General features: G+C 49.0%; 15 protein-coding genes. 7 read left to right on the top strand and 8 right to left on the bottom strand.

Annotated elements, in window-relative coordinates; genetic code table 11:
- Nucleotides 1-57: 57 nt before the first annotated feature.
- Nucleotides 58-1,020 carry a helix-turn-helix transcriptional regulator gene (locus JT719_RS07925; RefSeq protein WP_207432274.1) on the bottom strand — a complete coding sequence of 321 codons (963 nt, stop codon included), beginning with the start codon at nucleotides 1,018-1,020 and terminating at the stop codon, nucleotides 58-60.
- 102 nt (nucleotides 1,021-1,122) lie between these two features.
- On the bottom strand, nucleotides 1,123-1,341 hold the full coding sequence (locus tag JT719_RS07920; RefSeq protein ID WP_207432273.1) for a hypothetical protein: 219 nt from the start codon (nucleotides 1,339-1,341) through the stop codon (nucleotides 1,123-1,125).
- A gap of 99 nt (nucleotides 1,342-1,440) precedes the next feature.
- Between JT719_RS07920 and JT719_RS07915 the strand changes: the two genes are divergently transcribed.
- On the top strand, nucleotides 1,441-2,577 hold the full coding sequence (locus JT719_RS07915; protein WP_207432272.1) for a neutral zinc metallopeptidase: 1,137 nt from the start codon (nucleotides 1,441-1,443) through the stop codon (nucleotides 2,575-2,577).
- Between the two features lie 103 nt (nucleotides 2,578-2,680).
- On the opposite strand, the gene JT719_RS07910 is transcribed toward JT719_RS07915, so the two are convergent.
- The 4 genes from JT719_RS07910 to JT719_RS07895 form a co-directional block, all read right to left on the bottom strand.
- Complete coding sequence (locus JT719_RS07910; protein ID WP_207432271.1) at nucleotides 2,681-3,301, bottom strand: 3'-5' exonuclease; 621 nt, start codon at nucleotides 3,299-3,301, stop codon at nucleotides 2,681-2,683.
- A 189-nt stretch (nucleotides 3,302-3,490) separates the two neighbouring features.
- A complete protein-coding gene (locus tag JT719_RS07905) occupies nucleotides 3,491-3,733 on the bottom strand; it encodes a hypothetical protein (RefSeq protein WP_207432270.1) in 243 nt (80 codons plus the stop codon).
- A 203-nt stretch (nucleotides 3,734-3,936) separates the two neighbouring features.
- Nucleotides 3,937-5,868, bottom strand: a complete 1,932-nt coding sequence (gene dnaK, locus JT719_RS07900; protein WP_207432269.1) for a molecular chaperone DnaK — start codon at nucleotides 5,866-5,868, stop codon at nucleotides 3,937-3,939.
- 347 nt (nucleotides 5,869-6,215) lie between these two features.
- Complete coding sequence (locus JT719_RS07895; protein ID WP_207432268.1) at nucleotides 6,216-6,821, bottom strand: pseudouridine synthase; 606 nt, start codon at nucleotides 6,819-6,821, stop codon at nucleotides 6,216-6,218.
- Between the two features lie 667 nt (nucleotides 6,822-7,488).
- On the opposite strand from JT719_RS07895, the gene JT719_RS07890 reads away from it, so the two are divergent.
- The 5 genes from JT719_RS07890 to JT719_RS07870 all read left to right on the top strand — a co-directional run bounded on the left by JT719_RS07890 (nucleotide 7,489) and on the right by JT719_RS07870 (nucleotide 17,459).
- Nucleotides 7,489-10,584: a SusC/RagA family TonB-linked outer membrane protein gene (locus JT719_RS07890; RefSeq protein ID WP_207432267.1), complete on the top strand. Its 3,096-nt coding sequence runs from the start codon at nucleotides 7,489-7,491 to the stop codon at nucleotides 10,582-10,584.
- A 30-nt stretch (nucleotides 10,585-10,614) separates the two neighbouring features.
- Nucleotides 10,615-12,171 (top strand): RagB/SusD family nutrient uptake outer membrane protein, encoded by a 1,557-nt coding sequence (locus tag JT719_RS07885; RefSeq protein ID WP_207432266.1) that lies wholly within the window; start codon nucleotides 10,615-10,617, stop codon nucleotides 12,169-12,171.
- 45 nt (nucleotides 12,172-12,216) lie between these two features.
- Complete coding sequence (locus JT719_RS07880) at nucleotides 12,217-13,446, top strand: hypothetical protein (RefSeq protein ID WP_207432265.1); 1,230 nt, start codon at nucleotides 12,217-12,219, stop codon at nucleotides 13,444-13,446.
- Between the two features lie 351 nt (nucleotides 13,447-13,797).
- Entirely contained in the window at nucleotides 13,798-15,825 is a 2,028-nt protein-coding gene (locus tag JT719_RS07875; protein WP_207432264.1) for a glycoside hydrolase family 97 protein, read from the top strand.
- Nucleotides 15,826-15,989: 164 nt separating this feature from the next.
- The gene (locus JT719_RS07870) at nucleotides 15,990-17,459 is read left to right on the top strand and encodes a T9SS type A sorting domain-containing protein (protein ID WP_207432263.1); all 1,470 of its coding nucleotides are present in this window, start codon (nucleotides 15,990-15,992) and stop codon (nucleotides 17,457-17,459) included.
- 156 nt (nucleotides 17,460-17,615) lie between these two features.
- Here JT719_RS07870 and JT719_RS07865 read toward each other — a convergent pair whose 3' ends face one another.
- Nucleotides 17,616-19,238: a DUF6377 domain-containing protein gene (locus JT719_RS07865; RefSeq protein ID WP_207432262.1), complete on the bottom strand. Its 1,623-nt coding sequence runs from the start codon at nucleotides 19,236-19,238 to the stop codon at nucleotides 17,616-17,618.
- A gap of 694 nt (nucleotides 19,239-19,932) precedes the next feature.
- Here JT719_RS07865 and JT719_RS07860 point away from each other — a divergent pair.
- Nucleotides 19,933-20,157: a hypothetical protein gene (locus JT719_RS07860; RefSeq protein WP_207432261.1), complete on the top strand. Its 225-nt coding sequence runs from the start codon at nucleotides 19,933-19,935 to the stop codon at nucleotides 20,155-20,157.
- Between the two features lie 42 nt (nucleotides 20,158-20,199).
- On the opposite strand, the gene JT719_RS07855 is transcribed toward JT719_RS07860, so the two are convergent.
- Nucleotides 20,200-22,287 (bottom strand): vWA domain-containing protein, encoded by a 2,088-nt coding sequence (locus tag JT719_RS07855; protein ID WP_207432259.1) that lies wholly within the window; start codon nucleotides 22,285-22,287, stop codon nucleotides 20,200-20,202.
- Nucleotides 22,288-22,770: the final 483 nt, after the last annotated feature.

Raw genomic sequence — 22,770 nt, 5'->3', positions numbered from 1 at the left:
TTGTTTGTATGCGGCAAAGATGAAGCGTAACAGCCCCAATCTGTTTGACAAAAATTGCTAATTTCTGGCTTGCCGGAACAAAGCGGGGGAGCAGCCCATGACCTTCCGGAACGTGCGGCTGAACACCGAAATCTCCTCATACCCGCACAGCAAAGCCACCTCGGCTATCGGCATTCTGGTTTTGAGCAACAGAGGCACACTGCGCTCAATGCGGTGCCGTAGCAGAAACTGGTGCGGGGTGCTACCGTGCACTTGGGTGAAGGCCCGCAGGAAATGGAATTTAGACAAGCAGGCTACCTGCGCCAGCTCCTCTAAGGTTGGGTTCAGTTCTGGGTAAGACAGCAGGTAATCAGTAGCCAGGGCGATCCGTCTGAATAGCTCAGCGCGGGCGCTTGCCTTCGTGACAACAAGCTGGTTGAGTTTCTGATGAAGCTCTTCTTTCTGGTGGAACAGGGCTTGCAGCAAAGGAACCAATTGCTCCTGCAGTTCCAGGGTATCTACTTTGAGCAGGGAACCAAGTTGATGCAGCCGCTGCAGAGCCTGGCTTAGCGCAGGCGATTTTCGTTGCAGCTGATTAGGGAACTCAGATAGTCCGGTCGCAAGGGAGGCGGAAAAGGGATTGTCTAACAAATACGGCGCCTGGTGGATGTTTGCCCTGATATAATCTTCCCACAGATTTTGGCCTATGTGCAGGTTAAAGGTTTCCACGGGTTGGTTCTTGCTGTCAATATCAAGGGTGTAGTACTGAGCCCGGTTGGTCAGGAAAAAACAGTCTTGCGGTACCGCTACTTTCTTGCTGCCCGCGCTCACGTAAGAGGTTCCGCTGATGTTGGTAAACAGCGAAAAAGGTCCTTTGATGTCGGGCCGGTGGCAGTGGCTGGAGTGGGTGTTTAGAATGACCAGCGGCCAATCAAACGTAGGTTTAAGTGAACTTCCTGCATCAGGCACAGCATCGTCCTGAAAAGCCCTGTCGGCTTGGGCTTTCAGCTGTTGGTAGTCAGGAAACTCTTTCAGGAACATTTTCGGGCCGTTTCCAGAAATTTAGCCTAAAAACCGGAAAGATGAAACAGGCAAGAACGGCTCTTATGGAGGTTGTTTTTGCCCGAGGCGGCAAATTCAAACTTAGGTTAAAGGTAGGAGGGCAGCGGCAGTGCTTGGCTTTCTTTCAGAACCGGTTTCAACTAAACAAAGGTACTTCCAGCCAGAATTTTTCGGCAGGCTTAAGTTGTACTCTGGAGGTTTTAAGACAGCGGCAGAAAGTTGTTCTTGCCAGATAATCAGGTAAAAGAAAAAAATAACATTGTGGTGTTCTGAGAATAAAATTGTAAATTCAGTTTCCAAGGTTTCTTAAACTTTAATTTTTATCTCCTGTGAGATAATTGAAAAACTCATATATACAGAAACACATTTCTAATTTTATTCATAATCAAAATCCCTTCAATGAAAAAATCTACGTTTGCCCTGATGTGCCTTGCGGTAGGATTTGCTACCGCTTCCTGTGAAAACCAGATGGAAGAGCTGAGCGTGAAAACAGGCTCTCAGTTGCGGAATGTAGGCGTGTTGCCTGCCTCTGGCCTAGAAATCCCCCAAAACCTAGCCCTCACTACGCCAGCTGACTATGCGGCACCGGGTGAGAACCTCAGAAATCTCTTCACCTATGATGCCGTGGCTCCCAGCACTTGTGGTCCCACCCAGTTCGTAGCCGTGCAGAATAAGTATTTAGCTCCCCTCGGAAAAGACCTGATCGCCCTCTTCGGGTCGGCGCAGGCCGCCAATTCCGTATTGAACCTGTACATGACCCTGAACCAGTACTCGGCTTACTTTGATACTTCTGAGCAGTATTTCGGCCAGAACGGAGAATATACTGAGCTGATGGCGAAGCGGAAGAGAGACCTGGAGGCTTTCTGGGACATGCCTAATCTGATTCAATTGAACGGGCAGCACACCGCCACCCTGAACGACCGCGAGAAACTGGCAGACGTTTACCAGATTGTAGGGGCCAACATTAAGACCCGTGAGCAGGCTTACGCCGCTGCCGACCAGATTCTCTACTTTAACACCTTCTCGTCTTACCTTCCGGAATCACCTTTCTTCGCCTTGGATGGATTCGCTACTACCTACCGGAACCTGATCGTGATTGGAGACGGTATTGTAGAGATGCTCACCGAGACAGGAGTAGAGCCAGGCATTGTTTGGACTGGCATTCTGGCGCACGAGTGGGCTCACCAGATCCAATTCAAAAATATGTCTGCGTGGTACCCCAACGGAGCAGCCCAGGACAGAGCCGAGGCAACCCGTTATACTGAACTGGAAGCAGACTTCATGGCAGCGTATTATATGACGCACAAAAGAGGGGCTACCTATAACAGCAAGCGCGTAGAGGATTTCCTTACTCTTTTCTTCCAGATTGGAGACTGCGGATTTGCCAGCTCAGGACACCACGGCACCCCGGCCCAGCGTATGGCAGCTGCCCGCCTGGGCTTCCAGTTAGCCGATGAGGCGCAGAAGCAAGGCCACATCTTAACCCGACAGCAGGTGCATGAGGCTTTCGTGTCTAAAATCTCTACTGTTTTGTAATTACTTTGAAAAAAGTAGCCATAAAAAAGAGGCTGCCTTAAGCGGGCAGCTTCTTTTTGTTTTGACGAATTACTCAAAATAAGTGAAGTAGGGGAGCGTGTTTCTAAAAAGGAAAAGCTTTTTTCTTCTTAGGCGCTTTCTTTACCGACGAAGCCGTATAGCCTCCCTCAAACAGCCGTCCCAGGTTGATGTTTAGCTTCTCGGGGAAATCTGCCAGGTTGCTGCAGTTGGTATGTTCCAGGGCTTTCAGGGTTAATTCGGCGCAGGCCCGGGAATCTGCAGCGGCGCGGTGGTGGTGGAATTTGATCTGGTGCCGATTGCAGAGCGATTTCAAATCATATTGTGGTAGACCCTGCCACACCTGTTTGCAGAACTGCACGCTGCAGGCGTATTCTAGCTCCGGAAAAGGCAGGCGGTAAGTGGTGAGGGTGGCCCGTAGCACGCTCATGTCAAAGCTGGCATTATGCGCAATAACCAGTTGGTTCTGCAGCAAAGGCCGCAGTTCCGGCCACAGTTGGTTAAACTCGGGTTTGTCTTTCACATCCTGCGGCTTAATACCGTGCACCGCAATGTTGAAGCCATTATAATATGGGTAAGATTTGGGTTTGATTAGCCAGGCTTCTGTGCCCACAATCTGCCCCTTCTGCACAAATGTTAATCCAATCTCACATGGGCTGTCCCGTTCTGGGGTGGCCGTCTCAAAATCTAGGGTAATAAAATCCATTCTCTTCCGTCTTTGCGTTGCCCCTGCAAGTTACAACGGTTTTAAAGCAATGGAGACAATCATCAGAAAAGAACTTGAATTTGAAGATGCCTTCAGGAAAGGAAAACGGGGAAGTGTGGAGAGAAAAGTAATAGGGAAATATAAAAGCCACTCTTTCTAGAGTGGCCTTAGGGTGCTGGTGATGGACTGCTATTTCAGTCCGATTGGATTGGCTACCTTCTTAAAATCCAGATCCAGATAATCCGCAGCAAGCAAGGCCTCTTCTAACGGTTTATGCCCTTCCTGTTTGATAGGGTATAAACAACCTTCTTCATCCAATAACGCAACGGGGCTAACTTCAGGTAGCACTTTGAGGGTGTTTTTTGCTAGTACCAAGGTTTCCTCTTCTAAAAAGGCGGGGGTACCGTTTCGGGAGTAAATGGCGTAATGCATGGTAGTAACTTTATCAGCCTAAGATTACGCACCTAATAATTTATTGGTTATCAATATTTAACAATAAAATAAAGGTTGTTTTCAAGTCATTGTTAAAATGCTTGTAAAATCAGTAAAAAGCAGGATTTTTCATTTAAACTGATTGAAAACAAAAAAGCCTCACCGTAGTACGGTGAGGCTTTATCAACTAAACCTATTTTAAATTACTTCACTTCTTCGTAGTCAACGTCGGTCACGTTGTCACCGGCTGGTTGGCCGGCTCCCTGACCGTTGCTGCCCGGCTGTCCGCCGCCGAACCCGGCGTCTGGACCTGGCTGGCCAGCACCCTGGGTGGCGTTGTACATCTCCTGAGAGGCAGCCTGCCAAGCGTTATTGATGTTTTCCATAGCGCTGTCAATCGCGGCGATGTCTTTAGACTCGTGCGCTTTCTTCAGATCAGCCAGGGCACCCTCAATGGCAGTTTTGTTGCCGGCAGAAAGTTTGTCGCCGTACTCTTTCAGCTGCTTTTCGGTCTGGAAGATCATAGAGTCAGCCTGGTTCACTTTCTCTACCTGCTCCTTGGCTACGCGGTCAGCCTCGGCGTTGGCCTCAGCCTCTTTGCGCATGCGCTCAATTTCCTGCTCAGACAGACCAGAGGAAGCCTCAATTCTGATTTTCTGCTCCTTGCCAGTTCCTTTGTCTTTGGCAGACACGTGCAGGATACCGTTGGCGTCAATATCAAAGGTTACTTCGATCTGAGGAACGCCGCGTGGTGCTGGTGGAATGTCTGACAAGTGGAAACGACCGATGGTGCGGTTGTCGCGGGCCATTGGGCGCTCACCCTGCAACACGTGGATTTCTACGCTTGGTTGGTTGTCTGAAGCGGTTGAGAAGGTCTCAGACTTTTTGGTTGGGATGGTTGTGTTGGCCTCAATCAACTTGGTCATCACACCACCCATGGTCTCGATACCCAATGAAAGCGGAGTTACGTCAAGCAACAACACGTCTTTCACTTCACCGGTCAATACACCACCTTGGATAGCGGCACCAATGGCCACCACCTCGTCTGGGTTCACCCCTTTAGATGGCTTCTTGCCGAAGAATTTCTCTACTTCTTCCTGAATTCTTGGGATACGGGTAGAACCACCCACCAGGATTACTTCGTCAATGTCAGATGGCTGCAAGCCAGCGTCTTGTAACGCCTTGCGAACCGGTTCCATTGAACGACGTACCAGGTCATCGGCTAACTGCTCAAACTTAGCTCTTGACAGTCTGCGCACTAAGTGCTTAGGACCAGTTTGGGTAGCCGTGATGTAGGGCAGGTTGATCTCCGTCTCAGAAGAAGAGGAAAGCTCAATCTTTGCTTTTTCAGCAGCTTCTTTCAGACGCTGCAATGCCATTGGGTCAGTACGTAAGTCCATACCTTCTTCGGCTTTGAACTCATCTGCCAACCAGTTAATGATTACTTGGTCGAAGTCGTCACCACCCAGGTGGGTATCACCGTTGGTAGACAATACTTCAAACACACCGTCACCTAACTCCAGAACAGAGATATCGAAGGTACCACCACCTAAGTCGTATACCGCGATTTTCTGGTCAGCGTGTTTTTTATCCAAACCGTACGCCAGGGCAGCGGCAGTAGGCTCGTTGATGATACGTTTTACATCCAACCCGGCAATCTGTCCGGCTTCTTTCGTAGCCTGACGTTGTGCGTCGTTGAAGTAAGCAGGAACTGTGATCACCGCCTCGGTTACTGTGGTACCCAGGTAGTCTTCAGCAGTTTGCTTCATTTTTTGCAAAACCATGGCAGAAATCTCCTGCGGTGTGAACTGACGGTCGCCAATTTGAACACGCACGGTATTGTTGCTGCCAGACTGCACGTTATAAGAAACGTGGCTGGTTTCGTCTTTTACTTCTGAAAAGCCGCGACCCATAAAACGCTTAATGGACGCGATGGTATTTTGTGGGTTAGTGATAGCTTGACGCTTGGCAGGATCACCTACTTTACGCTCACCGTTCCCGTTGTCCAGGAAAGCCACGATGGACGGAGTAGTCCGGCGGCCTTCGCTGTTCGGAATCACCACTGGTTCGTTACCCTCCATTACCGCAACGCAAGAGTTGGTAGTTCCTAAGTCAATGCCTATTATTTTTCCCATTGTCTATAGTTTTATTTTTGTAGTTCCTGATTCAAACTTGTTTGCTCTCTTATTAACAAGACATGTGCCAAGGCCGGATTTGCCTTCATTTGTGACACAATGTCATTTCTGGCAAAAGCAATAAGTTTTTCTATACGAACAATTGACGGACAATGTCATGCAAGTCTGCGTTTTTGACTTGTTTTTCAGAAAAAGGAAGCCAAAACGTAGCGGCGTTACACCGTAACGCCTTGCTTTTATGAAATTTAAAGGCTCACTTCTGATGTAACTTCCTGTGGCAGAGATGGCGACAGGGATATTTGGAACAAGGTAGCTTCGTAGCACCACGTCGTTACACCGTAACGACGCTACCTTTTCTTGTAGGGCCTTACAAACGTATTCACCGGCTTTGCCAAGCCTTTCAGTTGCTTCACTTCCTCTGATGTCAACTCCCGGTACTCACCCGGCTGCAGATCTCCTAGTTGCAGCGGGCCAATGGCTACCCGTACCAACCGAAGCGTTGGAAACCCTACGGCTGCGGTCATCTTGCGCACCTGCCGGTTCATACCTTGTGAGATTTTGATTTCCACCCACGTAGTAGGAATGTTGGCCCGGAACCGGATGGGTTTGGAGCGTTCCCAAAACGTGACATTCTCCAATAGTCTTGCTTTGGCGGGCGTGGTTTTCTTGCCCTGGATGAGCACGCCCCGTTCTAACTGGTCCAAGGCTTCTTCTGTTGGAACTCCCTCCACCTGCACCCAATAGGTCTTCTCCACCTTGAATTTAGGATCTGAGAGGCGGTGCTGGAGTTGCTTGTCGTCGGTGAGTAAAACCAGGCCTTCGCTGTCATAATCAAGCCTGCCTACGGGATACACATTAGGTACCTGCACAAAGTCTTTCAGGGTGCGGCGGTTGTTCTCATCTGTAAACTGGGTGAGAACTTCATAGGGTTTGTTGAGGAGCAGGTAGATCAAGGGGATAATGCTTATGGTTAGGCAAAGGTACGGCTTTGGTTTGTTTTAGGCTTTTTTTCTAGAAAGGACCTTGAAAACCGATAGGTGTAAATTAGAAAACAAATACCTGTCTGTTCATTGCCCATGCCTTTCATATCTGAGTAGTTCATTCAAGGAAAATGCTTTTGGGCACCTTACCTGTTCTGCAAACTTGGCCTGTTGAAGGTGAGTTGCTGACCTAATCTTGAAGAGTAAAAGGGAAAGCATGATATATGCTAAGCTTAGGGTTAAAGAGTGTTTTGCATGATTGCGAAATGAATAATGGTGGAGGTGGTTTAATGGTAATATTCTAAAAATTGACGTTTTAAGCTCTATGATATTGTCTAATCTATAAATAAGGAATCTATATTTTTGATTTTATTAACTCATTAACTGTCAATTTATTACCTGTCGTTTTAGTCTATATTTTCTATACTATTTATATAATTATTGAAGTTAGTATAGGTTAAAATTTTCTTTGTGTAAAAAAGGTAGCTCTGGTAGAAGAATTATTAACAGTTTGTCAATTACAGACCTGCGGCTGAGTATTAGTACACCAACGTAATGAGACAGATTATCGGTTTTCTGCCAACGGAGCATCAGCATTTCATATCAATCATCTTTAACAGACAAAAACAGAAAGAGACCAATGAAGCAATTCTATGGAGTGTGTAGTTTGGTAGTCGCGCTTTTGGTCATGGTGGGCTTTACTGCCATGGCCGACATGCGTGTACAGGTACCAACCCAAGGTTTAACAGTAACAGGAAGAGCCTCCGATGCCAACACCGGAGAGGCTCTTATTGGCGTAACGGTGTCGGTGGAAGGTGCCACCACTGCCACGGCCACAGATGCCAATGGCCTGTTCAGCATCACGGTTCCCAGTGCCACTAATTCGGTGCTGGTGGTCTCGTACATTGGGTACGCCACCCAACGGGTTCCGGTAAACGGAAGATCACAAATCAATGTAGCTCTTTCTTCTCAGGCCGATGTGCTTGATGAGGTTGTGGTAGTAGGTTACGGCGTTCAGAAGAGGTCTAACGTTACAGGCTCTATTTCTTCTGTTAAAACGGAAGCATTGGAAAACAAATCGCTCACCCGTATTGACCAGGCCTTACAAGGGCAGGCCGCAGGGGTGAATATTACCCAGAACGGGGGAGCACCGGGGCAGGCACCTACCATCCACATCAGAGGGGTTGGTTCTATAAATAATACTGAGCCGCTGTGGGTAGTAGACGGTATCAGGATGGGGCCGGGTAACCACTTCAACATCGAGGATGTGGAGTCCATTGAGATCTTGAAAGACGCTGCTTCTGCCGCCATCTATGGTGCCAAAGCGGCCCATGGGGTTATTTTGGTAACAACCAAAAGGGGGAAAGGCAAACTGCAGGCTAACTTCAAAGCATCTGTAGGAAGAAGATCTCCCATTGAATTGCCTGAGCTTCTTAGAGGCGCAGACTACGTCAAATATAAGAAGCAGGCGATGGTCAACGCCGGACAAACGCCTTACGCCATCTTAGACAACCCCAATAATCCTGATACCGATTGGATTAATGAGTACTATGGTGGTAGCGGCATGATTCAGTCTTATGATTTTTCCCTCTCCAAAGGAGATGACAATTCTAATTTCTATATGTCTTTGGGGTATGATGATGAAAATGGGCTACTTCTTAAAAATACCTACAAAAGGCTAAGCGCCAGAATCAACTCAGACTTCAAACTCACCAAATGGCTGAAACTAGGTGAAAGCGCGCTATTATCTAAAGTGATTGAAGACCCAATCAATAACTTCAACGAGAACTATTCTGGGGGTATTCCTTACCGTTCTTTGCCCATAATGCCTGTGCGGGATGAGACAAACCAGTTTGGCGGCTGGGGTAGAGGTCCGGCTTTCTTCCAAGGACCAAACCCGGTGGCTACCCAATACCAGCAACATGAAACCCGCAGTTACAATCGCCTGGATGGTAACATGTACCTGGAAGCTACTCCTTTGGCGGGGCTTACCTTAAGAGGAACCGTGGGATATGGGTATACCGGTTACATGGGAGAGCAGTTCTTTGAAGCTTTCAATTACGGGGCTTTCGCTAATCCTAATGCTGCTTTAACCTATAGCAGTGCCAAAGATGAAAGCCTTACCGGTTTCTTTTTGGGTACTTACGAAAGATCGTTTGGCAAGCATAACTTCAAGCTAATGGGCGGTTACGAGGCAACTCAATACAAAACCACCCATTTTAACGTGACAGGGAATCAGTTTCCAGTAGATGTGGCCTGGAGCTTAAATCTGGCTACCGGTACCTTTAACACCACAGACCGCCAGAACCGCTACATGGCCAGAACACTTTCCCAGTTCGGGCGCTTGAGCTACAATTTCAATGAGAAATATCTGTTTGAAGCCAATATCAGGAGAGATGCCTCTGTGCCGGCGTTCGGACCTAAGAATGCGTGGGGCGTATTCCCTTCATTCTCGGCAGGTTGGGTAATTTCAAATGAAAAATTCTTCCAGAATGTACCTTACATCACTACTTTAAAAGTAAGAGCGAGCACGGGTACCTTGGGATCTGACGCTATTCCGGCCTACGGATGGTTGAAGACCTACACCTCGCAGTTTGATTCTTACGCCTTTGATGCTGCCGGCCAGAATAGAGTAGCCGGATTCTTCATCAGCCGATTCCCGAACGAGGAAGTGAAGTGGGAAGAAGTGACCATGCATGACATAGGTTTAGACCTTACCGCTTTCCAGAACAAGCTTAGATTCTCGTTTGATTACTACATCAAAGACACCAAAGATTTGTTGTTCTCTGTGCCATTGCCAACCTCCGTGGGAGTGGCCGTGCATAATCAATACCCAGTAAACCCGCCCATCAACATCGGGACCATGCGCAACAGAGGAGTTGACCTGGAGTTAGGCTACACCACCACCTTCCGCAAGTTTGACATCAACGTGAGCGGAAACACCTCTTTCATGAAAAATGAATTGACCTACCTGGGCGAAGGCGGAGAAATCATTGGCGGTGGTGCCGGGGTAATTGGAGGAATGACCAGAACTGTGGCAGGCCTACCTGTTTCAAGCTTCTACGGCTATGAAGTGCAGCAAATGCTGAACTCTCCCGCCGATGTGTACGCTGTTAATACTTGGGCCCCAGATGGTATCTACCAGGAGGCTGGTACCGGTCCCGGCGATTTCATGTACCGTGACATCAACGGCGACGGAGAAATTACAGTAGATGACCGTGTAATCCTTGGTAATCCGTGGCCAAAAATGACATACGCCTTCAATATTGGCGTGGTCTTCAACAAATCATTAGACATTGCGCTACAGTTTCAGGGAGTTCAAGGAGTAGATGTATTCAATGCCAACAAAGCGTACGCACGCAACTTCTACGGTGACTACAACACCACTACAGATATCTTTGAGGCCTGGACTCCCGAAAACCACACCAAAAACCCCAGAAACATTGGGAGTGACCCTAACGGTAACTTCAGCAGACCCTCTTCTTATTTTATTGAAGACGGTTCTTACCTGAAACTGCGGAATATCCAGATTGGCTACAATGTTCCGGCAAGAGTCTTAACTCCAGTACGCCTGAGCGGCGTGAGAATTTTCCTGAACGCCAACAACATCCTGACTTTCACTAAATATTCTGGCCTTGATCCGGAGATTGCCGGTTCCAACATCAGTCGGGGCATTGACTATGGCATGTATCCACAGGTGCGTACCGTGACCGGCGGGTTAGAAGTGAAGTTTTAAGCAGGGCAATTCCTAAACAGAAGAATTAAAATGAAGAACATAAAAAGATTTGTATTTACGTTTCTCACGGTAGCGGCTTGCTTCAGCAGTTGTTCTGAAGATGACTTCCTGGATGTGCAGAATGAGAATGAGCTGAGTTCCGGTAATTTTTACTCCAAGGTGGAGAACTTTGATCTGGCCCTGAACTCGGTTTATTCAGCCGTGAAAAGCTTAGACTTATATGGGCAAACGTTCTACGTGGAGACCTTGCTGGCACTGCCTCATGAGTCTGATTACTGGAATGCTCAAGCCCGAAACGAAGTAACCGTGGGCGACGGGAACGTACTCGTAGCCTGGAGAGGCTGGTACAGAGTTATAGCCCGCGCCAATGACGTCCTGGAAAATGCACCCAAGTTCATTGAAGCCAACAACCCCAATGCGGCTACCCGTGAGCGGTTAGACCAGATTGTAGGACAGGCGCAGTTCCTGAGAGCATTTGCATACTTCCACCTGGTAAGGCTTTGGGGTGAGTCTACCTATGACAGAAACAAAACGGTGCTGGCTGTACCGCTGATCCTGAAAGTAGCCACCACTCGCGAGGAACTGATGCAGCCCAGAGCCACAGTAGAGCAAATATACAACCAGATTTTGGCTGATTTCAAAGCAGCTGAAGCCGCTCTGCCTCCTTCCTGGGATGCCAACAACATTGCTCGAGTAAACAAGTTTGCTGCGAAGGGTTTTCTGGGGCAAGTGTACCTGTACATGGGGGAAGACGCCTTGGCCAGACCTTATTTTGAGGAAATCATCAATAACTCCAACTACGCACTGGTGCCATTTGAGCGGTACAATGACCTGTTCCAGGGCAAAAACGAGTTTAGTTCTGAGTCTCTGTGGGAGTTAAATTACACCGTAGACATGCAGCAGAACATCTGGGAAAACGGGCTTGGCTCTGGCATTGCACTGTCATTGGCTCCTCCGGGCAGAGGCTGGAGCAACGTAACGCCGCACGCAGTGAATATTGAACGGTTCGGTACAGATCCACGCCTCAGAATTGCTACCTATGATCCGGCAGACCTGGTTGCTACTGATGATGGAAGCATGAAGCCCGCTGGAGTGAGCGAATTCAACATGACCGGTCACAGCTTCCGGAAATATGTTCCGCAGGACTACTCCGTGAACACCACTAACCGGAACAGCGGCACCAACATCATTATCATGCGCCTGGCGGATGTGTACCTGATGTATGCCGAGGTGATGAATAATTTAGGAAATGATGCCGTGGCGCTGGAATACGTGAACAAAGTACGCAGAAGAGCTTACAACCTTAATCCTAATACGCCGCAACCGTCTGTTGATTTGCAGAACCTGACTGGAACCGCCTTGCAGGGTATCATAAGGGAAGAGCGCTTTAAGGAGCTCTTTGCCGAAGGCCATCGCTGGTATGACATCGTACGCTGGGGTATTGTGGAAGAGGAGGTTCTGAAATACAACGTGCGCTACAAAACCCAGACCGGACCAGTTATCTTCCAAGCCCGCGATTACTACTATCCAATTCCTTTACAGGAGTTGAACAGTAATCCTAATATGGTCCGCAGCACCGGGTACTAATCAAAGGTTTCAAGACTAATCAGAAACATCAATAGAAAGATCTATATGTTTAAAATACAGTTGAAGCAGTTTCTTCTGCTCACGCTTCTATCTTTTACGCTCTTCTCCTGCTTTGAAGAGAACGAGATCCCGGATGGGGTGCCTCTGGAACCTAAACTGGAAGGAATGTACGTGTATGGCTCTAACACCATTGCCTCCGCGGCAACTGATCCTACTGCCCGTATGAACCGGGCCGTACTGGATCCCGGTAAAGGAGCTAAAGTCAATAACATGCCGGGCATTTACGGCCAGTTCATGTACGTAGGGGCCAACAGTACCCTTCAGTTTACTGAGGCAAAAGAAGGAGTGAGTACGGTATATGGCGCAGTAGGCGGGGGTACCCGTGGCGTAGGAACCAGTGCCGGGCACACCGGTTTCACAGATGAATTCATCTATGGCACCTTAGAGGCAAATGCTCCGGCTATTCAGGTGACCGATGAAGGCCTGTACTACGTTTTTGTGAACTCTAATGACAAGACTTTCAGAATGGTAAGAGTCCAAGGCAATATCATTGGGGATGCTACTCCTGGCCAATGGGCCACCAGTACCGCCTTGCCCATGGTGTATACTTCTAAAGATTCTACGGTATTTGAAGCCAAAAACATTCCTTTGAAAGGGGCTGCCGGTTATCGGTACAGAATTGGCAACGGATGGGAGGTGTTCAATGATAACAACATTGTCACTTTCACCAACTTTGGCGTGCCCAACTACGGGGTAGCCTGGGATACCAGAATAAATAACATTGGATATTACACAGACAACATTCCCAACCATGATAACGGCATGTTCACGGTTCGCCTAAAATACACGGCTGCTACTGGGGCCTGGAAGGAAACAAAAATCAGAACCGGCGATCTGCTTATCAACTACGCCAATACCCAGGTGGGTTTCTTCGGGAATGCGTATTACCTGCCTTCTGGGGCAGAGGGTGCCTGGAATGAGCCGTATGAGGTGAAGCTGCCAACCCTGAACGGAAACACCTACACCTGGACATGGGAGGACGTACGCTTAATTGAGGGCCGTGAGTTCGTGATTCTGGAAAACGGCACCTGGGGTGGTCTCATGTTCTTCTACAACAATAATCTGGCCCGTACCGGTGAGGCCTTCACCAGCGGTAAGATCAGCAATCCGGGAACCAACGAGAACTTCCTGGTGGCTACCGGCGGAACCTATGACATCACCCTCTCCATCAACGGCGTGACGGATGCCAAAACGCTGAACATTGTGAGTAACTAACCCACTTTCCAAACCATTTAAAAACCATCTATTTATGGAGACAGCAGCGAAGGGCTTTGCAACTGCCAAAGGACCTTCGCTGCTTTAAAAACCTACTTTTTGCCTTGCAAGCAGGGTACAGGGCACCCGTTTGCCTTGAAAATCCATTTTGGGCTTGTTTTCATGGAAACAAGCCCAAAATAAACATTGGGCAGGTGCCTCTTCGTTCTATCAAAGAGCATTTTGCCCCCATTTTCAACCCCCTTACCCACTAACAATTTAGAAGGAATGAGAATACTTCACCTTTGGAAACCCTTCATTTTACTTATTGCACTTGCCTGCGGATGGTCCTGTAGTACAAAGTCAGTTCCTATGGCAGAAAAGGGCAACACTTCTTTGTCAAAAGTTACTTCTCCCTCTGGTAACATTACGTTGGAGTTCTTTCTGACTCCTTCCAAGCAACCTGCGTACCAGGTGTCCTTCAAGAATAAAAAAGCCATTGACACTTCATTGATGGGCTTTGGTCTGAAAGATGGACCGGCTTTGAAAGAAAACTTCAAAGTGGTAAATACCCGCACCAGTTCTAAAAACGAGACCTGGGACATGCCTTGGGGCGAGCAGGCACAGGTAGTCAATAACTACAAAGAGATTGTGGTGGAATTACAGGAAGAGACCAACTTGAAGCGCCAGATCAACGTGACTTTTAGGGTGTATGACGACGGTGTGGGCTTCCGGTACTCCTTTCCGGTGCAGGAGAACCTGAAAGAGGTGATCATCGCGCAGGAAAACACTCAGTTCAAAATGACGGGAGATCACCAGTCCTGGTGGACACCCGGCGATTGGGACAGTTATGAACACGTGTATAACCACACACCAATTTCCAGGATCAATGCCCCGTCTAAAGGAGATCCTACCCTGGCGTTTACCAGCATTCCGGAAAATTCTGTGCACACGCCTTTCACCCTGAAAACCACCGATGGCCTGTACCTGAGCATTCACGAAGCCAACCTAACCGATTACGCCAGCATGACGCTATTGGCCGACACCAGCAATCTGTCTTTTTCCAGTTCCTTGGTAAAATCAGACCGATACGGGTATGCCGTGAAGCGTACGGCTCCATTTGACACCCCTTGGCGTACCATCCAGGTGGCCGATAGAGCCGGTGACCTGATCGAATCCAAACTGGTGCTGAACCTGAACGAGCCAAACAAATTGGGAGCGGTGCCATACGTGCACCCCATGAAGTACAACGGTATCTGGTGGGAGATGCACCTGGAAAAATCTGGCTGGGACATGGAAGGCGGGCGTCACGGTGCCACCACCGCCAACACCAAAAGATACATTGACTTCGCCGCTGCCAACAACCTGAAAGGTGTACTGGTGGAGGGCTGGAATACCGGCTGGGACCGCTGGACCGATAACGCCAGAAGAGAGAACGCCTTTGACTTTACCACTCCATACAAAGACTATGATTTGGCCGAAGTTACACGATATGCCAAAAGCAAAGGCGTGGAGATGATCATGCATCATGAAACGTCGGCTTCGCCGCTAAACTATGAGAAGAACCTGGACGCGGCGTATCAACTCATGAACAAGTACGGTATTAATACCGCTAAATTAGGCTACGTGGGCAAGCTTATCCCGGAAGGGGAGCACCACTTCGGGCAGTGGATGGTGAACCACCACCGTCGGGTGCTTGAGAAAGCGGCTAAGTACAACATTGCCATCAACGTGCATGAGCCCATCAAACCTACCGGCTTGCGCAGAACCTATCCTAACCTGATCTCGGGCGAAGGCGTGCGAGGTCAGGAATTCAACGCCTGGTCTGCGGATGGTGGTAACCCCACCGACCACCTGACTATTGTGCCATTCACCCGCATGCTGGCCGGACCTATTGACTATACGCCAGGTATTTTCAACCTGAAACTGGGTGGCTTGAGACCAAAGAATTCGGTGAAAACTACTTTGGCGCACCAATTGGCACTTTACGTAGTCATCTACAGCCCTGTGCAGATGGCGGCAGATTTGCCTGAGTTTTACAAAGGCATAGACGCTTTCCAGTTCATCAGAGAAGTAGGGGTAGATTGGGATAAATCTGTTGTGCTGGACGGCGAGATTGGCGATCATGTTTCCATTGCCCGTAGGGAGCGCAAAACCGGCAATTGGTTTGTAGGCGCCATCACTGATGAGAACCCACGCGAAGTAACCATTGACTTCAGTTTTCTGGAAGACGGAAAGAAATACAAAGCCCGGGTTTACCGCGATGGCCCCACTGCCCACTGGGATACAAACCCAACCGAGTACAAGATTGAGGAAATCACGGTAGACAAGCAGACCAAGCACAAATTGAAACTGGCTGCCGGCGGTGGAGCAGCCATCAGCTTACTAACCGCAAAATAAGTTCAAGGCTCACATCCTGGTTTAGGGCTGTTTTAAAGAAAACGGCCCTAAATCATCCCTGGCCGTTCTCCTGGACAATGCTTGCAAGGAGTCATTGTGGTAGATTGTCCTCCAAGAGGAGAATGAGGGAAACGTTTCTAAAGTTATAATCAACAAAAGAGTGTATGAAAGGCAGAATTCTACTCATACTGGGTCTGCTGCTAAGCGTTCACCACGGGTGGGCGCAGCGGGCGGTGACCAAAACCAATGACATGAAAGTGTACATGCACTACATGCCCTGGTTTGAAACACCTGCGTCCATTGGCCGGTGGGGCTGGCATTGGACCATGAACAATAAGAACCCCAACATTGTGGATGCCAACGGCAAACGGCAGATTGCAGCGCACTTTTACCCGCTTATTGGCCCTTACGCCAGCCGCGATAAAGACGTGATAGAGTATCACTTGCTGCTCATGAAATTGTCTGGCATTGATGGCGTGCTCATCAACTGGTACGGTACCCAGGGCTCCAACGCAGACGTGAATGACCTTTTAACCAGTTCCAACGCCATTGTTTCATATGTAGACGATTTTGGGATGCAGTTTGGGGTTATCATGGAAGACCGGTTCAGCCGGAACATTGAGGATGCTAAGGCTAACCTGCGCTATCTCAAAAACAACTACTTCAATAAACCCCAGTACATCCGTACCGGTGCCGGCCAGGACCCATTGGTTGGTATTTTCGGGCCTATTACATTCCAGCAGCCTTCTCAATGGTCACAGATCCTGGCCGAGGGCGGAGAAGACATTGAGTTCCTCACCCTTTGGCATGAATCCGGGGATGCGGGCGTGAATGCCGATGGGGAGTATGCCTGGGTGTATCAGGACAACAGAAGCCACCTGGACCATCTGGATAGTTTTTACAACAACCGGGCGCCTCAACTGAAAACAGTAATGGGCAGTGCTTACCCGGGTTTTGTGGATTTCTATGAAGAAGGAGGTTCAGGAACCGGATATTTCACCATCCCGCACAACAACGGTGCTACCTTGGACCAAACCTTGACCCGTCTGAACCAGCACAAGAGCAAACTGGACATGGTGCAGCTAGTTACCTGGAACGACTACGGCGAGGGGACCATCTTTGAGCCTACCCTGGAAACCGGATTTGAATACTTGAAAAAAGTACAAGCCTACACCGGGGTTTCATACGGCGAGAACGAGCTACGGCTGGTGCACAAGCTTTACCAATTGAGAAAGCAGCACGCCAACGATGCCGCCATTCAACAGAAACTGGCTACCGCCTCTGCCCATTTCTCCAATCTGGAGATTGACGCCGCCCGCGCCATCCTGAATGAGATTGCCCCTGTCACAGGTATTCTTGATGAAGTGGCTCCGGGCAAAAGCGGAAGGTTGTTCAAGGTTTTTCCCAACCCAGCCACGGGCAACGAAATAGAAATAGGGATAAATAGAGTGGGCAGTCTGGTTGCTCACCTTACCATTTCTAACGTGGCTGGGAAAATCCTGTACCAGAAAGAAATTGCCAAAGGTACCTCTAAGGTTACTGTGCCAATCCAGCACCTAAGCGGAGGCGTGTATTACGTAACCGTACAGTCTGATGCCGTCAGTGAAACCCAGAAACTGGTGCTACGGCCTTAATGAAAAGTATAGAAAAATTGTTTTGAGTTTGTTAGCAAAGGGGAGGCTCCAGTAGAGGCCTCCTTTTTGTTTTAGATGATTAAATGTGATTCGAGCTTTATTTTTAAGGCTGGTTTTTCAGAATCAGCCTTAAAACAGCTGTGGCGCAATAAGTAGCTAAACTGGTTTTATCTCCATCATCCGTCTCTCAAACTCCTCGTTCGGGATCACCGATTTGTTCTTTATACGGGTCTTGTACGCGTAAATGGTATTTACCGAGTACCCCAAGATCTTCGCGATTTTGTCATTCTCATGAATTCCCAGGCGGATTAACGCAAAGATTCGCAGGTCAGTGTTCAGGGTTTGGTGATCTGGCAATTTAATCCGGTCCTCGGGCTTGAAGAACGAATTGAATTCCTGAATGAAGTTAGGGAAAAGCTTCACAAATACTTTGTCAAAGCTGAGGAACAGCTCCTCGCGCTCCTTGGCCATATTGATATTATTGACAATGTACTTGAGTTGATCGTATTTCTTGGCAGTGAGGCTCTGATCAATTGCCCTTTTCACTTTCTCAATCTTCTCAATGTAATCTGAGTTGATGTTGAAGTAATAGCCAATATATTCTTCCTTGATCTTGTTCGCTTCCAGCAATTTATTGTTGGTTTCCTGCAGCTGTTGGTTGGTAGCTTGCAGAACCGTGTGGGCCGCGTCTATTTCCTTTTTTGCCAGCCGCAGTTTCTTAAGTTGCCGTAGCGTCACGAAGATGAAAAAGATGATTACAAAGGTGAGCAGGGTAGCCACCGCGGAGTAGATGATCAACACTTTCCGGTGGTTCTCTACGGTATTAAGCCTTTCGCCCTCAATGATGGGCAACACAGACCCAACCTGAATTTTGCGGTGGCGGGCCCCGTAGAAGTTGGCATCGGCTAAGGCTTTTTTGGTATAGCTGTACGCTCTGGTAAGGTCGCCCTGCTCGTGCAGTAGGTTAGCAAGGGTCAGGATGGCGGAGGTCTCTTTGGTAGAGGACTTGATATCAGAGATGGCGGCCTGGATCAGGAGCGGAATGGCTTTGGGCGTTTGGCCCAAACGCAGGTAAAGATCGCTCAGGGTGGAGGCTACCACCGCCCGTTGATGGAAAGACAGATCAGCCCTCTGGTTAAGTTTATTCAGATCCTTCAGACCTTCCTCAATATTGGCCGTTCTGGCGTGGCGTAATCCCCGGTAATACAAGTACGTGTAAGAGTTTGGGGCAGAAACCGCCAAAGCTGAGTCAATGTAGCGGTTTCCCTCCTGAGTATATCGTTGGGTATAGTGGGTGTCCTTGTTGAAATCAGACAGGTCATAGTACACCCGGGCCATCAGGGCGAAGAATTCCTGCTTATTGGCGGTGGTGAGCAATCTTGAGTTCACGGTTTCCAGGGAGTCAAAGGTTTCTTTGAACATGCCCGAGGAAAGCAAAATAAAGCCTAGCCTGATTTTCGCCTCGTTGATTTTAGAGACATCTTTAAGGGAATAAGCCAGTTTCTGCAATTGGGTGACGTAGTGAAACGCCGAGTCATAGTTGTAGGATTTGTACTCCTCATACAGCTGGGCATAGAGGGTGTATCTGCCCTCTGAGTTGCTACTCGTTTGCTTCAGTTTTGCTCGGAAACGATCAATGCGGGCAACCTTCTGGGCTTGGTAGGACTTTTCTTTTTCTAATTCCTGATCCAGTTGCTGCAGGAGGTTTTCTTGTTCATTGGCCGAAAAAGCCGAAAAACAGCTAAGGAAAAAGACAAAAAACAGGAATGGGTATTTCATGTAACGGATACTATCCTTCAACTTTAAGGCTAATGGTTTGGGTACGCGTAAAGGTTTCCCAACCAAAAAGTGCGGATGAGCGCAGTAAAAACATTCTAATAGTAAGTAGCTGGGAAATAGGTGCCGATGAAAGTAAACCAGCTAGTAAAGCTACGCACTTTTACCTTCTCTCTAAAGTGCTTCTGAGTGAGATAAGTTGTTTTTTTGAGCAGAAGTATGCAAAAAACTACTTTATATAACTATACTTTCCCAAGTTTTAGATTGAATACCCAGCTAACTAAGGCGTAGAAGTTGAAAGTAGAGGTTTTGCATTAGATTGATATCAGCCGATTCCTATATAAACTACCGCACCGTAAGCCAGAGGTGTGGGAATGCACTGGGTATGCCTTCCTTCTTATGGATTATAGGGGTTCCCCATGCCTGGTTTGTTCTGCTCTATTCTGAAGTTTTTACGTGGGTGTTTTTAAGGTTGTCCTTTGACTTTGCCTTAAAACGGAGCAAAGCTATCTCTAGTTGGTTTTTCCTTGAGTTGTTAGTTTTAAATCAACTTCTCCGATACAAGGCACCAAAGTAGCATAAATTTGTGGGTTATAGTCGCTGCTTTTAAACCGTGCCACTGAATACATTCCTTCGTATAGAAAATAGCTTTCTATTTAAAAGTTGTTTTCTATACAAGACATAAACTACTGAAACTATGAAAAAGATACTCATGTGGAGCGCAGCCTTGCAGTTGCTGATTTTGGTGAGCTGTAACTCGGGGCCTAAGCCTAAAGAAGCGGAGGTGGAGCCTACTGCCACGGAACACCGGGACCCTTCGGTACGGGCGCAAGATTTTGAAACCGGAGCCGCTGATAACCGGGCAGATACTATTGCGCCGGAAGTTAATTCCTCGGCCGCGGGAGCCACCACCGGCTCATAAGCCATAATCAAAAAGGCCGCCTGTTTGGGGCGGCCTTTTTGATTATAGAGTCCCGAAGAAACGCCGCAGTGCCCATTCACTACAGGCAAGTCCCAGCAAGAGGAAATAGAACCAGGGTTGTTCCAGCAGGTCTTTTTCTTCTTCATGGCTGCGCAGCACGGTCTTGAACTTGGCTTTAAGTAGATCCTGTTCCAGTTGGGCCAGTTGGGTAGGGTAGTACAGCCGGGTTTCGGAGCGTTGCGCAATTTGGTGGAGCAAGCCATGATCGGCCACGGCCAGCAGTGATTCCAGGTTCTGTTCCTGCACCACAAACTCACCGTTATCGGTGTAATTCTGGTTTTCTACCCTGGCCGAGGCGGTGTAGCGGTACACACCGGCCGGTAAATTGCCAAGGCGCAGGCCCTCGCCGCCTTGTTCATGCCTGAACCGGTGACGGGTTTGCTTGCCACCTTCGTGGGTGAGAGTCACGGCAATATCCTGCCCAAAGATCTCTTCCTGGACGGCATTGAAGACATCGGCCTGCAGGGCTACACCTTCTGATACCTCAAACTCATCTTTTACCGGATACACATGCAAGCGTTTCTGGTTACGGCGGTTGGCCAGCAATTGCACCACGTGCGTCATAAGCTCGTCATAGATCTGGGAGGTGCCGTGGTCCGCAGCCTCGGTGAGACGCCATTGCCAGCTGCCGTCGGTGAGCAGCACGGCTGATGGGGTGGTGGAGGTGGCTTTGTACAACAAGAGCGGTTTGGTGGTTCTTACGGAGCCTACCTGCTGAAACAAAACTACTTCAGACCCGCCGGAGACATTCCATTCTCCGAAGGTAACAGCGGTAGGGGGCCAGGATTTGATGCGGGTTTGGGCGATAGGCTCGGTGGAGAAACGCCGGAAGCGATTGTTCAGCAGCGGTTGTACTTCATCGTACTGCGGCGAAGGACGGTTCAACTGTACCCCGGCCTGTAGGGTGTTGAAGGCATTGTAATCGGTTTGGGCGCCCAGAATGTAGAAGGTGGGCACGTTGGAAGAACGCAATCGGCGCAGCCAGTCAGAACCCACGCCATTAATGTTCGGGATCTGGTGCAGCACCACCGCGTCATAGGGCGTTTTGAACGAAGGACTCTGGAACGGGCCCAGCACCACCTCCACGTCCAGGAGTGGATTGGTGAGCAAGGCACTGCGCAGGGCTTTGATGTCTGGGTGCGGAGCGGCGGCGGCCACCAGAATCTTCAGCTTGCCCTTGATGACTTCCAGGTACGCATGGCGGCGGTTGTTCAGGTTGGTGAACTCGCCGGTTAAGGGTTGTACCTGCACCTCGTAATGCTTTTTACCCGGCCGGGCGGCCGTAACCTGAAAAGTGGCTTCAAAAGAGCCGCCTCTGGGCAAGGCTACGGTTTTGCGCTGTACCGTTTTGCCGTTTTCCTGCAGCAGCACATTCACGCTGGTGCCATTGAACCCATTGTGCCGCACCCGCGCCATCACCGGGAAAGAAGTACCAGTGTAGTTGATTTTGTTGTATTGCACTTCTTCCAGTACCACATCGCGCTTGGGCACGGTATCGCCTAAGGCTATCGGATAAATGGGAGCGGCGTAGGTCTGGAAAGTAGGAGTAGGGCCCTGGTTGTGGATTCCGTCCGAGATCAGGACGGTGGCGGCCAGGTTCTGGTTGCGGTAAGATCGGTCGCCTTTTTCCAGCAGGCCGTGCAGATTGGTGACAGGTGCTCGGAAGGATGCCGCCGCCAACGAGTTGAGCACGGTATCGCCCTCCTGAAAGGATTGCCGCACCACCTCAATGCCTTCCTCTGAGAGGCGCTCGGCCAGGGCATCCAGGCCTTGCAGGGTACGCGTCAGGTTTTCTTTAGACGTGAACAGCCCCACCGATTGGGAATTGTCCAGCGCCAGTACCACTTTGGGTTTCACTTCTTCCTGCCGGATGCGGCGGGTATACGGCTCCAGCAGCAGAAAACAAACCAGCGCTACCAACAGAGCCCGCAACGAAGCCAGAAGCCAGCGCAGCCCCGTGGGCCAGGGTCCGCCTTTGCGGTACATAAACCAGGAAACGCCAATTCCCGCCGCTAGGCAAAGCAATGCAAACCAGGGGGAGTACGTAGTATGAAGTTGGAGTGATTGCACAAACGGTGAGTTAAGTCACAGGATCAAGAAGCAAGATAAAAAGAAGTACGGCATATTTACGCGGACTTCCCTGGGTTAACTTCTTTATTTCTAAACTGAACAGCCGCAGGGATATTGTTTAAGGTACGTTTTTGGGGTGTTTTCCTTGAAAGAAGCCTGAAAGGAGAGAAGGTTGTGCCGGTAGTTCTCATTGGCTCACGAAGCTTTCAAGTTTTGATGATTTGGGCAAGTTCAGGATTTCTGATTGTCTGTAGAAAAAGGCTTATGTTTTAGTAAATCCTCGCTCGCCTCTGGCGAGTGTGAGTTACCGGGCGGCCTCTGGCCGCGTTGCGGGAATAGTAGATTATAACGTGTACCTAGCGGCGGGACGCCGCAACATAACTCACTCTCGCCAGAGGCGAGCGAGGGATAAAATCAGGGCCTGAGCGCACTTAGGAGGAGATGCCAAAGGAAAAATCAGCAGCACTGCAGGGGGAAACAGCC

It is taken from the genome of Sabulibacter ruber, assembly GCF_017355955.1.
Lineage (GTDB): Bacteria > Bacteroidota > Bacteroidia > Cytophagales > Hymenobacteraceae > Nibribacter > Nibribacter ruber_A.
Note: the sequence above shows the minus strand (reverse complement) of the source record. Positions and strands in the feature narration are given on the sequence as shown.

What these genes read in the sequence shown, in the direction of transcription:
- JT719_RS07870 (WP_207432263.1), top strand. Translation starts at nt 15,990, where the DNA reads ATGAAAGGCAGAATTCTACTCATACTGGGTCTGCTGCTAAGCGTTCAC.
- JT719_RS07915 (WP_207432272.1), top strand. Translation starts at nt 1,441, where the DNA reads ATGAAAAAATCTACGTTTGCCCTGATGTGCCTTGCGGTAGGATTTGCT.
- JT719_RS07875 (WP_207432264.1), top strand. Translation starts at nt 13,798, where the DNA reads ATGGCAGAAAAGGGCAACACTTCTTTGTCAAAAGTTACTTCTCCCTCT.
- JT719_RS07925 (WP_207432274.1), bottom strand. Translation starts at nt 1,020, where the DNA reads ATGTTCCTGAAAGAGTTTCCTGACTACCAACAGCTGAAAGCCCAAGCC.
- JT719_RS07905 (WP_207432270.1), bottom strand. Translation starts at nt 3,733, where the DNA reads ATGCATTACGCCATTTACTCCCGAAACGGTACCCCCGCCTTTTTAGAA.
- JT719_RS07880 (WP_207432265.1), top strand. Translation starts at nt 12,217, where the DNA reads ATGTTTAAAATACAGTTGAAGCAGTTTCTTCTGCTCACGCTTCTATCT.
- dnaK (WP_207432269.1), bottom strand. Translation starts at nt 5,868, where the DNA reads ATGGGAAAAATAATAGGCATTGACTTAGGAACTACCAACTCTTGCGTT.
- JT719_RS07885 (WP_207432266.1), top strand. Translation starts at nt 10,615, where the DNA reads ATGAAGAACATAAAAAGATTTGTATTTACGTTTCTCACGGTAGCGGCT.
- JT719_RS07860 (WP_207432261.1), top strand. Translation starts at nt 19,933, where the DNA reads ATGAAAAAGATACTCATGTGGAGCGCAGCCTTGCAGTTGCTGATTTTG.
- JT719_RS07865 (WP_207432262.1), bottom strand. Translation starts at nt 19,238, where the DNA reads ATGAAATACCCATTCCTGTTTTTTGTCTTTTTCCTTAGCTGTTTTTCG.
- JT719_RS07890 (WP_207432267.1), top strand. Translation starts at nt 7,489, where the DNA reads ATGAAGCAATTCTATGGAGTGTGTAGTTTGGTAGTCGCGCTTTTGGTC.
- JT719_RS07910 (WP_207432271.1), bottom strand. Translation starts at nt 3,301, where the DNA reads ATGGATTTTATTACCCTAGATTTTGAGACGGCCACCCCAGAACGGGAC.